The organism is Paraburkholderia sp. J69-1 (genome assembly GCF_905220255.1).
Taxonomy (GTDB): Bacteria; Pseudomonadota; Gammaproteobacteria; order Burkholderiales; family Burkholderiaceae; genus Paraburkholderia.
On record NZ_CAJMZG010000012.1, the window covers coordinates 186,898 to 199,222 of the forward strand.

The following is a 12,325-nucleotide window of genomic DNA, read 5'->3' on the forward strand; positions in this document are numbered from 1 at the left end:
CTTTACTGCGGTGCCTTGCCGATACCTGCTGCAGCGAGCTGCGTCTCGACATAGGCGGCGAACTGCGCGTGCAGCGCCGTGCTCGGGTGCACCTGATCCGCGAACATATAGGTCGTGGGCGCGTCGGCGGTCGTCAGCGTCTGCGGCGAGCAGAACAGCGACGAGGCGAAGTTCGCACCGTACACGGCCGCTGCCGCGTCGATCACCGACTGCGACGTGCCGGCCGGCAGACCCAGCACCGAAGGATGCGCCAGCGCGTAGTTGGTCGCGTTCTGCTGCATCAGCGTCAGGTTGCAGGCCGTACCGGTGTTCGTCACCTTGAAGCCGAGGCTCGTCGCGTTCGTGATCGACTGGTCGAGCCACGAGAACGTGTCGACGAGCACCACCTTTTTCGCGGTGATCGACGTCGCGAGACCCTGGATCAGCGTGAGGTTGTAGGCCGCCGAGATCAGCGACAGTGCCTGGTCGGGCGCGCCCGAGGAGCCCGGCGTGGCGCTCACGGCCGCGTCCACAGCGAGCGCGGCCGGCGTCTTGCCGATGTCGGGCACGGTCACGACGGCGACCTTCGGCGTACCGGCGATCTGCGTGTTGACGAGGCTGGCGAGTTCGCCCGCGGCGTTGAGGATCGGCATGATCGACGCGAAGTCGGTGCTCGCGTTCGCATCGGCCTTGATCACCTGCAGCAGCACGGCGGCCGGCACGAGCGCGGTCGCCTGCGCGGTGGTGAAGCCTTGCTGGACCAGTGCCGCGACGGTTTGCTGCTGCACCGTGGTGTTGCTCACCAGCGTTGCGTACGTGCTCGATGCGAGCGCCGTGCCGAAGGCGGTCAGGCCGGCGGCGTTGTCGGTCTCGATGAGATTCAGGATTTCGTTCGCGCCGCCTTCGACGAGCACGAGCTGGTTCGCATTGAAGCTGCCGTGCTGCGCCAGGTATTGCTGGAGCTGCCACGTGATCGGCTGCTGGCTGGCGGTCGGGATGGCGACGCTGGTGTCGCTCACGCCGCCGGTGTAGACGTAGGCGCCGCCCTGGGCGTAGTCGAGGCCGCCGGTGGCCGTCAGCGGCAGGCCGAAGCCGCCTTCGAAGGCCGGATCGAGGCTGTAGCCGAAGTATTCGGAGACCTTTTGCGCCCAGACTTCGCCCGGATTGGTCGTGAAGCGGCCGCCGCCGAAGCCCGGCGTGATCTGCTCGGAATAGGTGCCGGCGTCCGTCAGGCTGGTGCCGAAGGCCACGACCTGCAGCTTGGTGCCCGACGCGGGCGTGGCATTGGAATTGTTGTCGCCGCCGCTGCTGCCGCCGCAGGCGGCGAGGAGCGCGAAAACCGCGCTCGCGAGGGCGATCTGGGTGGTGCGCAGCACGGTACGGTGTCTCGGTGCTTGGTGCTTCATATTCACTTCATCTCCTCTAATTGGGCCTGTTCGTGGCCAGTCTTGCCACTGCCTGGTGCAAGCTTCTGATGCCAGTTTCTGCTGCGTTTTTTCCAGCCGATGCGGCCTGGCTAGCCGCGCTTCGTGTTTTGCGTAGTTCCCCGGGCTGTGGCCAACAGCCTACGCAATCTCTCAGGTCTTACGCGACCCGAGGTCACCCTCGGTGTTGTTTTCCGTCACCGCTGAGTTCGTTGAGTTCGTTCGTCGAATTCATTGCCCGATGCCGATCGGGTGATCCATCCTGATGGGCCGCCACCGCGCTTTCGGCCTGCATCGCATCCCGGCGCGCGCACCAGTCGGGCGGCGCGAACAGCGCAGCAAGCCGCGTGCGCGTATCGGGCATGCGTGCGCAGTCGCGCGCCATCGCGATCCATTCGTGAAAACTGGCCTTGAGCGGGTTGTCGCTGTCGAGCGGCTTGACGATGCCGTAGACGGGCGGCTCGTGCGCGTCTTCCTCGACATAACTGCCGAACAGCCGGTCCCAGATCGCCAGCACACCGGCGTAATTGCGATCGATATAACAGTCGTTGCGCGCGTGATGCACACGATGCATCGACGGCGTGTTGAAGACGTATTCGAGCCAGCCCAGTTTGCCGATCGCCTGGGTATGCACGAAGAACTGGAACCCCAGATTGACCAGCACGATGCCGACGATCTGCATCGGCGGAAAACCGAGCACGGCGAGCGGAATCCAGAACATCCACATGCCCGCGACCGGATACATCAGGCTCTGGCGAAACGCGGTGGAAAGATTGAGACGTCCCGACGAATGATGGACGACGTGCGCGGCCCAGAGCCAGCGCACGCGATGGCTCGCGCGATGAAACACGTAATAGAGCAGGTCCTGCGCGATGAAAAGCGCGAACCACGCAAGCAGCCCCGGCTGCCAGTCGACGAGGCGCCAGTGCCGATAGACCCACGCATAAACCGGAATCGCAACGAGCCACGCGAGCTTGTCGGTGCCCTGATGCATGAGCGCGAGCGTGGCGTTGCAGAGCGTATCGGGCCAGTTGTAGAGCGCGGCGCCGGGCCGCGTGCGGGCGAGATGCCAGGCTTCCCAGCCGATGCAGGCGAGAAACACGGGCGCGAGGGCGAGCAGCAGCCATTCAGCGTCGAACTGCACGAACGTCGTCCTCCTGTCCCGTGGGCGGCGCTGGTCGGCCAGCGCGGCGGTGTTGTCTCTTGTGTGTTGTCCGTCTGATGCGGACGCCGGCGCGCGTAGTGTTCTGTGTCTGTCGCGTTGTCGGACTTTGCCCGTCAGGGTACACGCCCCGCGCGCGTGACGCTCGGGGCTTTGCTAGAGGAAAACTTCGAAGGGAGACGCCGCTGGCCGATTGATCAGGGCGATTTTGCGTGGCTTTTGAGCGCCTTTAAAGGACTTTTAAAGGCGTCTCGAGCGGCGTCTCAAGCAGGCGGGCAGCGAGAGGATGGAACGACAGGCGGGCTATCGTGCGATAGCCCGCTCGCCTTTAATGCGCAGCGTGTTTCTTCTTTTTGGCCGTGGCCGATTTGGCGGCGGGCTTGTCGGTCGACTTGTCTGCCGACTTCGCGGTCGATCTCGCGGCCGATTTCGTCGACTTCGTAGCCGATTTCACCGGCGCCGTGTATTCGACGCGCTCGACATGCGCGCCGTGTCCCACGGGCTTCGAAGCGTGTCCCGCACGCGACGCCCGGGTCGAACGCTTCGGATGCGGATCGACATAAACCGGCGCTTCTTCAGGCATGCCCTTGTAGACCCATTCGAGCAGCGAATCGTGCGCGGCGCGCGCGGACTCCGCACGCGGATCGTTGATCAGGCTCACGACGATCCAGCTCGAACCGTTCTCGGCGGCCACATAGCCCGCGATCGCGCGCACATCGCGCAACGTGCCGGTCTTGATGTGCGCGTTGCCGCCCACGCCCGCGTTGGTCAGGCGGTTACGCATGGTGCCGTCCACGCCGACGATCGGCAGCGAATCGATGAACACCTGCGCGACCGGGCTCGCATTGGCCGTCTGCAGCAGATTCGCGAGCGACAGCGCGCTGATGTGCTCCTCGCGCGACAGACCGCAGCCGTTGTCGAGCACGAGTTCGGGCATGGCAAGGCCATTGCGATGCAGGAAGGTGGTGACGGCCGTGGCGGCTTTCTGCGTGGTCGCAGGCGGCTTGCCCTCGACGGCGCCCAGCGTGAGGAACAGATTGCGCGCCATCACGTTGTTGCTGAACTTGTTGATGTCGTGCACGACATCGCCGAGCGGCGGGCTTTGGTGCACGCCCAGCAGACGCGCGCGCGGCGGCACGACGCCTTCGTGCGTGGTGCCTGCAAAGGTGCCGCCGGCCTGTTGCCAGAGCGCGAGGAAACCATCGGCGAAGAACGTCGAATGATCGACGGGCGCGGCCATGTTGAGCGTGCGCTCGCCGCAGCGCATCGCGTAGTTGCCCGCGAAGCTGGCCGTGACGACACCGTTCGCGCCCGGCGTGACCTGCGGGCTCGGCAGCATGCCGCCGCAGGCGCCGCCGCGCGTGTGGATCTGGTTGTCGATCTGCCATTGCGCGACCGGCGGCACGATGTCGACCGACACGCCTTCGCGCGACGGCGAGAACGTGAACGACAGCGCCTTGAACGCGTACATCAGCGGATCGGGGCCGACGTTGTAGGGCGCGCTGTTGTCGCCGTCGAACGAGGGCAGATCGCGCGTGGACGGATCGAACTCGCTCTTGTCGAGCACGAGCGCGCCTTCGATGCGCGTCACGCCGGCCTGACGGATCTTCTGCACGAGATCGATCAGTTCTTCGGGCACGAGCTTCGGATCGCCCGTGCCCTTGATATAGAGATTGCCGTGCAGCGTGCCGCTCGCGTCGATTTCACCGTCGGTGTAGGCGCTGGTTTTCCAGCGGTAATCGGCGCCCAGCATCGCGAGGCCGCTCCAGGTGGTGACGAGCTTCATCGTCGAGGCGGGCATCATCGGCTGGCCCGCGTTGACGGCGACGCTCGGCTGGCGGTCGCCGACTTTCTCGATCACCACGCTCACCGACGAAAGCGGTACGTGCGCGCGTTCGAGGCCGGCCATGACGCTCGGCGGCAGCGTGGTGCTGACGTTGACGGCCGGAATGCGCGGCGCGTTGTCGGGCTGCTGCGCCTGGGCGACGGGGACGCCGGCGAACGCCGAGGCGAGCGCGGCACAGGCGAGGGCCAGCGCGAGCGGGCGCGGAGCGCTCAACGTGCGGATCGTGCGCAGCGGACGGATGAAAGTACGTAGTCGGGACAGCGAAACGGGCAGCATGAAATGCGTTGGAATTGGGCGGGCAGTGCAGGGGCCGGGCGCGGCGCGAGACCCGGGCGGGGGCTTCGCGACGTCGCGCGCGGACGCGGAATCAAGCAAAAACGCGATAAAAGTACGCGATAAAAATCGCGCGCACATCGCGATAAAAAAGCGCAGTCGCGCTGCTGCCGCGAGGCCTGCGCAGCCGCCGCACGACGCAGCAGCATGAAAGGGCGCAATCGGCTTCGCGACGCCGCGCGCCGCAAAAGCGCCCATTGTAAAGACCTCGCGCGGCCTGCGTGCGTCGTTGGCGATAAATCGAAGAAACGACGGGAAAAAGTGAGCGAAGGTTACGCAGGCGCAGGGTCGCTGCAAGCTTCGCGTGCGCGCGCGGTCTGCGCAATGAAAGGAACGACCGCGGCAAGGCGCTAGAATGCAGCATCGTCATCAACGAAGTGCGGCGCTGGGCGCCGCCTGCCATTTCACTACGATGCGCATACTGCTAGTCGAAGATGACCGCATGATCGCCGAGGGCGTGCGCAAGGCGCTGCGCGGCGAAGGCTTTGCGGTCGATTGGGTCGAGGACGGCGAAGCCGCGCTGTCGGCCGCGAGCGGCGAAAGCTACGATCTGATGCTGCTCGATCTCGGGCTGCCCAAACGCGACGGCCTCGACGTGCTGCGTACGCTGCGCGCGCGCGGCAACGCGCTGCCGGTGCTGATCCTCACCGCGCGCGACGCCGTCGCCGACCGCGTGAAGGGTCTCGACGCGGGCGCTGACGATTACCTCATCAAGCCTTTCGATCTCGACGAACTCGGCGCCCGCATGCGCGCGCTGATCCGCCGCCAGTCGGGCCGCAGCGATTCGACCATCCGCCATGGTTCGATCACGCTCGATCCCGCTTCGCACCAGGTCACCCAGGACGGCGCACCCGTCGCGCTGTCGGCACGCGAATTCGCGCTGCTCGAAGCACTGCTCGCGCGTCCGGGCGCGGTGCTCTCCAAAACCCAGCTCGAAGAAAAAATGTACGGCTGGGGCGAGGAGATCGGCAGCAATACCGTCGAGGTCTATATCCACGCGCTGCGCAAAAAGCTCGGCGCCGATCTGATCCGCAACGTGCGCGGCCTCGGTTACATGATTGCGAAGGACGCCTGAGGACCTGCGCCTGCGGATGAGTTCTGGATGAGTTCAATACGACGACAACTGCTGTTCTGGCTGCTCGCGATCGTGGTCGCGGGCGTGAGTCTCGCGGGCTGGCTGATCTATCGCCAGGCGCTCGCGGAAGCCAACGAGCTGTTCGATTACCAGCTACGCGAAATCGCCGAGGCGCTGCCCTCCGAGCCGTTCAACGAGATCCTCAGTTCGCGCGATACCGGCGCCGAGGGCATCGTGCTGCAGATCTGGAATCGCAACGGCGTGCTGATGTACTACTCGCATCCGCGTGCGCCGCTCGCGCCGCGCGCGGAACTGGGCTTTTCGACCGAGAAGACCGATCGCGGCGACTGGCGCGTGTATGGCGCGATCGTCGGCGATAACGTCGTGCAGCTGGCGCAGCCGGTGTCGGTGCGTAACCGGCTGGCGGCGAACGTCGCGCTGCGCACGCTCTGGCCGCTGATCGTGCTGCTTCCGTTTCTCGGCCTGGCCGTGTGGATGGTGGTGGGGCGCGGTCTCAAGCCGCTTTCGCGGGTGGCGCGCGCGCTCGACACGCGTCATCCCGAAGCACTCGATCCGCTGCCCGAAGAGCGTTTGCCGCGCGAAGTGATGCCGCTCGTGCATGCGTTGAACGCGCTGCTCGAACGCCTCGCGCAGGCGCTCGATACGCAAAAAGCCTTTGTCGCCGATGCCGCGCACGAACTGCGCACGCCGCTGGCGGCCGTGCAGATTCAGGCGCAACTGGTTGCGCGCGCAAAGGATGACGAAACGCGCCGCGAAGCGCTCGGCGATCTGCAGGCGGGCGTGACGCGCGCGACGCGTCTGGCCGAACAACTGCTCGCGCTCGCGCGCTCCGAACCCGATGGTCACGCCCGCGCGCAAAGCGTTGATCTGCATGCGCTGCTCGATGATTGCGTGCTCAACTATGCGCCGCTCGCGCAGCAACGCGGCGTCGATCTCGGCATCGAGGAAAGCGTGGCCGCGCAGGTGCACGGCGACGCGCACGCCTTGCGCGTGATGTTCAACAATCTGCTCGATAACGCGACCAAGTACACGCCTGCGGGTGGCCGCGTGGATGTGAGCCTGCTGGTGCAGGACGGCCATCCGCTCGTGCGTATCGCGGATAGCGGGCCGGGCATTCCCGTGGAAGAGCGCGCGCGCGTGTTCGACCGTTTCTATCGTGTGGGGGCGGGCGCGAATCGCGCGCGCACGGATGTGGCCGGCACGGGGCTCGGGCTCGCGATCGTGCGCCGTATCGCCGATCAGCACGACGCGACGATCAGGCTCGACGATTCGCCTGCGGGCGGTTTGCAGATCGACGTGCGGTTTTAACCGCGGCGTTTAATAGAGGCGTTTCATCGCGGCATCTGAAAGCTCACCGTAAAAATTCCGGATTGCTTTCAATCTGTAGGTCGAGATCGATGCGCGCGCATCGATCTTTTCATCGCTCCCCATTCACCCAAACGCCCGCCACGCGGGCGCTTGCGGCGCCTTCGCGGAATAGTTCCTGAATTAAGACTCCTTTAAGTGACGCGGCTTAACCTTCGTTACGTCGTGACAGCATCCCGCGCAAGGAGTCCACTATGAATACCAAAGTCATTACCCGCAGTGCCGTGGCCATCGCTGTAGCCGTCGCGTTGTCGGCGGGTTACGTGGCCGGGCGCCGCGATGTGCCGCCGCCCCAGGTCATCACGCCCGCGCAGGCCGCGATGATGCCTGCCGAAGCCGCGGCCAAGACCGGCATTCCTGACTTCTCGGGCCTCGTGGAAACCTACGGCCCCGCGGTCGTCAACATCAGTGCGAAGCATGTGGTGAAGCAGACCGCCCTGCGCGGCGGCGGCGGTGGCGGCGGTGCGCAGCAATTGCCGATCGATCCGAGCGACCCGTTCTATCAGTTCTTCAAGCACTTCTATGGCGGCATGCCCGGCATGGGCGGCGACGGCGGCGGTGCGCAACCGGATACGCCGAGCGCGAGCCTGGGCTCCGGTTTCATCATCAGCCCGGACGGCTACATTCTGACCAACGCGCACGTCGTCGATGGCGCGAACGTCGTGACGGTCAAGCTCACCGACAAGCGCGAATTCAAGGCCAAGGTGGTGGGCGCGGACAAGCAGTCGGACGTCGCCGTGCTCAAGATCGACGCGAAGGATCTGCCGACCGTGAAGATCGGCGATCCGCGCCAGAGCAAGGTCGGCCAGTGGGTGGTGGCGATCGGCTCGCCGTATGGCTTCGACAACACCGTGACCTCGGGCATCATCAGCGCGAAATCGCGCTCGCTGCCCGATGAAAACTACACGCCGTTCATCCAGACCGATGTGCCGGTGAACCCGGGCAATTCGGGCGGCCCGCTCTTCAATCTGCAAGGCGAAGTGATCGGCATCAACTCGATGATCTACTCGCAGACGGGCGGTTTCCAGGGCCTGTCGTTCGCGATCCCGATCACCGAAGCCATGAAGGTCAAGGACGATCTCGTCAAGACCGGTCACGTGAGCCGCGGGCGCCTGGGCGTTGCGGTGCAATCGATGAACCAGACGCTGGCGAACTCGTTCGGCATGGACAAGCCGCACGGCGCGCTGGTGAGTTCGGTGGACGCCAGCGGCCCGGCCGCCAAGGCGGGTCTGAAGCCGGGCGACGTGATCGTGTCGGTGAACGGCGAGCAGGTGGGCGATTCGTCCGATCTGCCGTCGCTGATCGCGGGCATGAAGCCGGGCACCAAGGCCGATATCCAGATCTGGCGCGACAAGGGCACCAAGGATCTGACGGCGACGATCGGCTCGCTCTCCGACAGCAAGGTCGCGTCGAACGACACGCCGCAGTCGCAGATGCAGGGTCGCCTGGGTGTCGCGGTGCGTCCGCTCACGCCGGAAGAGAAGAGCAACAGCTCGCTCGATCACGGTCTGCTCGTCGAGCAGGCGGGCGGCGCGGCGGAAAGCGCGGGCATCCAGCAGGGCGATGTGATTCTCGCCGTGAACGGCCGCCCGGTGAGCAGCGCCGACCAGCTCAAGCAGATGATCGCGCAGGCCGGCAACAGCATCGCTTTGCTGATCCAGCGCGACGACGCGCAGATCTTCGTGCCGGTCGATCTCGGCTAACGTCCGCAACGGTTCGCTCTGGCGGCCCGCTGCGTTGTACTACCGGGATTGTCGGGTCGCTTTTCACTGCCGCCGGGGCTTCGTGCCCGGCGGCAGTTTTCTTTTGGGCGCGCGGTTTTGTGCGCGGCTTTGTGCGCTGCAGGAGCGACCGGCGCGAATTGCCGATATCGTCGCTATCGATATGAGTGCGGATGAAAGTGCGGCGGGGCGGGCACACGCCTTGCGCTTGAGTCGAGCCGCAAACCTGTTGAGGAGCAGCCACGATGAAGATGTTTCGTAATACGCGTCCCGTCCTTTCGGCCGCTGCACTGGCGGCCACCCTGGGCATCGGTGCAATCGGCTTCGCGGGCAGTATCGGCGTTGCGCAGGCGCAGCAGGCCATGCCTCCCGGCGGCAATGCCGGCACCGACAACATGAACGGCACGATGGGCAATGCGACCGTCGGCGGTTCGAGCAGCGACAACACCAGCGCGGGCAACGTCAACGGCGAAGGCATGCCGCAAGTGCAGCAACAGGGCGATGTCTCGTTCGTCTCCGGCGGCGTCGGCCAGGACGAATCGAAGGCGCTGCAGGCCGCGCAACATTCTTGGCCGCTCGCGCTGCGCTTCACCGGCCGCAAGGCCGAGTTCCTCGCCGATGTCCACGTGCAGATCACCGACGCCCACGGCGCCAGCGTGCTCGACGCGACTTCGCGCGGACCGTACATGCTCGTGCGCGTGCGTCCGGGCCGCTACACGGTGCACGTGAGCCACGCGGGCGTCGACAAGACCAGCGCGGTGACGGTGGGTTCGAACGGCAGCGCGCGCGCCTCGTTCGTCTGGTAATCGTCACGGGACGTCACGGCGGGCGAGGGCCGTCTGTGCGCTAGCGCACATGGCTGTCGCCTGCCCGCATCATGTTGCGCAAGCCGGCGAAGTTTGGCCGATAATGAAGCCACGGGTTCGCCGTGGCTTTTTTCTGGCGCGTGCTATGTCGATGTTTTATTTCGTCGTCATGCGCAGGGAAGACAATGTCCGGCTACGCGAGCGTCAGGGAGCAGGATAAATCGGCCATGACCGGCAGCGTGCCGGCAAGCCGGCCAACCAGCGGCGTTGCGCCAGCCTGTTGCGGCGCACCTCGATCAGGGAGCAGATCATGGCGGTCGAACCGGACGCCGGCCATCGCATCGATATCGTCGTGAACCGCCATCGCGTGCGCGTGATCCATGGCGGCATCACGATCGCCGACACGCTCGCGGCCCTCACGGTCAGCGAAACAGGCCTTCCCGACGTCTTCTATTTCCCGCGCGCCGACGTGAACATGGCGCGGCTCGAACGCTCCGAACGCATCACGCCATGTCCGCACAAGGGCAGCGCGGCGTATTTCCATCTGCGTACCGAAGACGGCCGTATCGAAGACGCCGCGTGGAGCTACGAGGCGCCGCACGAGACGGTGAGCGGTATCGGCGGTTATCTGGCCTTCGACGCCGAACGCGTCGATCGCATCGACCAGACCTCCTGAGCCGCGCGTTTGCGGGCCGTCCCATCCACCTTTCGACAACGATCCGACCTTCTCGCACCATCATCGGGGAGCCGCCATGGAACTGAACGACGCGTTGAGGATTCCGCTCGAGCCGTCCGCCGTCTGGCAGGCGCTGCAGGACGCCGCGCTCGTGCGCGCGAGCCTGGAGCATTGCGAGTCGTTCCGCCGGCTCGGCCCCGGCGAGTACGCGATCACGCTGACCGTGCCGCTCGGGCCGCTGCGTGCGCGTTACGAAGTGCGCGCTCACATCGCCAGCGATGTCGCCGAAGTGCCGCTCAAGCCGCGCCGCGTGCTGAGCTTTCGCGCGCGTGCGGATGGCATCGGCTCGCTGCGCGGGCAGATCGATGTGGCGTTACGGGAAGAGGAGCGGGCGGCGACGGCTGCGGTGGAGCGCGGCGTGAGCACACGTATCGATTATTCGGTGTGGGCCACGCTGACCGGGCCGCTGGGCGAGTTGCCGCCGCGCCAGATCGAAAACGCGCTGCACGAACTCGCCGACGAGTTTTTCACCGAATTCTGCGCCGTGGTGGCGGCCAAGCATGGCCAGGCGCCCAATCGCGTGCGCGGGAAAGAACCGCGGCGTCAGCATGTGTTTCTGCGGCCGATCAATCTCGCCGCCGTGGCGCGCCGCGCGCATCTGCTGCCGCAGCATGCGGACGGGACCTTGTCGGGGCGCGCGGCCAGCACGCTGCGCCACGAACCCACGCCGCACGCGATGCCCGGCTGGGCCTGGGCCGCGATGATCTTCTTCGTGGCGATCCTGTTCTACGTGGCGCGCCACTTCACGGCGAGTTGAACCGCGCGGGCGGCTCAGTCGTCAGTGGCCGGATCGGTGGCCGAGTCAGTGGCCAGGTCGGTGCCGGTACGCAGCGCCGGGCTGCTGGTCAGCGCGTCGAGCATCGCCTCGACGTGACGCTGGGCGTTCTTCGCCACGTCGAACATATCCGGCAGGATCGCCATGTCGTGCAGCGTGCCCGTGATGAACGAATGCAGCACGCGCGCCGCGCGAGCGGCGTCCAGATCGGTGGGCAACTGGCCCTTCGACATCGCGTTGCGCAGGCCTTCCTCGATACGCATCAGCCCTTCGCGCATATTGTCCTGATGACGCGCCATCACCGGTCCCATCTCTTCGACGAACTCGCACTTCAGGAACAGGATCTCGAACACGCGCCGGCGGCGGGCGTCGGTGGCGGTGTCGCGCAGGCACAGCACGCACAGATCCTTGATGCGGCCGAGCGGATCGGGCTCGCCCGGATCGACCGAAGCTGCCTTGAGTTCGTCGAGCGGCAGGATCACGCGATCGAACATCGCCGTGAACAGGTCGCCCTTGTTTTCGAAATGCCAGTAGATCGCGCCGCGCGTCACGCCCGCCGCATTGGCGATATCGGCGAGCGAACTGCGCGAGACGCCTTTCTCGAAAAAGACGTGTTCGGCGGCGTCGAGAATGCGGTTGCGCGTCTCCAGCGCTTCCTCTTTCGTACGTCGGACCATGTTTGGGTCAGCGCCTCGCGGCGGGGTGAGTGGAGTGGCCAGGCATTACAGGGTCAGGCGGGCAAAGTATTGATTTGTAATATGGATGTCATGCGCGGAATCTGCCCGAACGACGCTTCATGGGGCTGAAGTGTTCTTAAACATTCATTCGCGAATGTATCTATAATACCACCCCACCACCTGGATACCTTGAGTAGAGATGTCCGGTTAATATCCGTCACTGGCCAAGCGGTCGTAGAAACCCCAATGCGCGACGCCCCTGTGGTGGCGCGCGAATGAAGCCCGGATGGATGTTGCAGACCGGTATCGCGCCTTTCCTGAAGTACCGGGTTATCCGTCAGGTATTGCCAGATGCTGGCGTGTGTCGTCGTCCTTCTGCTTGCTCCCGCTCGCGAGGACGCTGCA

10 protein-coding genes are annotated in these 12,325 nt (G+C 65.5%); 6 read left to right on the forward strand and 4 right to left on the reverse strand.

The window, feature by feature from the left end; genetic code table 11:
- Nucleotides 1-2: 2 nt before the first annotated feature.
- The 3 genes from U5A67_RS22825 to dacB all read right to left on the reverse strand — a co-directional run bounded on the left by U5A67_RS22825 (nt 3) and on the right by dacB (nt 4,624).
- A complete protein-coding gene (locus U5A67_RS22825; protein ID WP_205983309.1) occupies nt 3-1,385 on the reverse strand; it encodes an SGNH/GDSL hydrolase family protein in 1,383 nt (460 codons plus the stop codon).
- Nucleotides 1,386-1,578: 193 nt separating this feature from the next.
- On the reverse strand, nt 1,579-2,547 hold the full coding sequence (locus tag U5A67_RS22830) for a sterol desaturase family protein (RefSeq protein ID WP_321816256.1): 969 nt from the start codon (nt 2,545-2,547) through the stop codon (nt 1,579-1,581).
- Between the two features lie 346 nt (nt 2,548-2,893).
- Nucleotides 2,894-4,624 carry a D-alanyl-D-alanine carboxypeptidase/D-alanyl-D-alanine-endopeptidase gene (gene dacB, locus U5A67_RS22835; RefSeq protein ID WP_321816257.1) on the reverse strand — a complete coding sequence of 577 codons (1,731 nt, stop codon included), beginning with the start codon at nt 4,622-4,624 and terminating at the stop codon, nt 2,894-2,896.
- 532 nt (nt 4,625-5,156) lie between these two features.
- Between dacB and U5A67_RS22840 the strand changes: the two genes are divergently transcribed.
- From U5A67_RS22840 to U5A67_RS22865, 6 genes are all read left to right on the forward strand, one after another.
- Nucleotides 5,157-5,819, forward strand: coding sequence for a response regulator (locus tag U5A67_RS22840; protein ID WP_205983459.1), 663 nt, complete (start codon nt 5,157-5,159; stop codon nt 5,817-5,819).
- A 27-nt stretch (nt 5,820-5,846) separates the two neighbouring features.
- Nucleotides 5,847-7,148, forward strand: a complete 1,302-nt coding sequence (locus U5A67_RS22845) for an ATP-binding protein (RefSeq protein WP_321816258.1) — start codon at nt 5,847-5,849, stop codon at nt 7,146-7,148.
- A 251-nt stretch (nt 7,149-7,399) separates the two neighbouring features.
- On the forward strand, nt 7,400-8,908 hold the full coding sequence (locus U5A67_RS22850) for a DegQ family serine endoprotease (RefSeq protein ID WP_205983305.1): 1,509 nt from the start codon (nt 7,400-7,402) through the stop codon (nt 8,906-8,908).
- Nucleotides 8,909-9,171: 263 nt separating this feature from the next.
- The gene (locus tag U5A67_RS22855) at nt 9,172-9,732 is read left to right on the forward strand and encodes a carboxypeptidase regulatory-like domain-containing protein (protein ID WP_205983304.1); all 561 of its coding nucleotides are present in this window, start codon (nt 9,172-9,174) and stop codon (nt 9,730-9,732) included.
- Between the two features lie 310 nt (nt 9,733-10,042).
- Nucleotides 10,043-10,408, forward strand: coding sequence for a DUF427 domain-containing protein (locus tag U5A67_RS22860; protein ID WP_205983303.1), 366 nt, complete (start codon nt 10,043-10,045; stop codon nt 10,406-10,408).
- 76 nt (nt 10,409-10,484) lie between these two features.
- A complete protein-coding gene (locus U5A67_RS22865) occupies nt 10,485-11,225 on the forward strand; it encodes a CoxG family protein (RefSeq protein WP_205983302.1) in 741 nt (246 codons plus the stop codon).
- A 14-nt stretch (nt 11,226-11,239) separates the two neighbouring features.
- Here the strand turns inward: U5A67_RS22865 and U5A67_RS22870 are convergent, their stop codons facing one another.
- Nucleotides 11,240-11,920 (reverse strand): TetR family transcriptional regulator, encoded by a 681-nt coding sequence (locus U5A67_RS22870; protein WP_205983301.1) that lies wholly within the window; start codon nt 11,918-11,920, stop codon nt 11,240-11,242.
- Between the last annotated feature and the right edge of the window lie 405 nt (nt 11,921-12,325).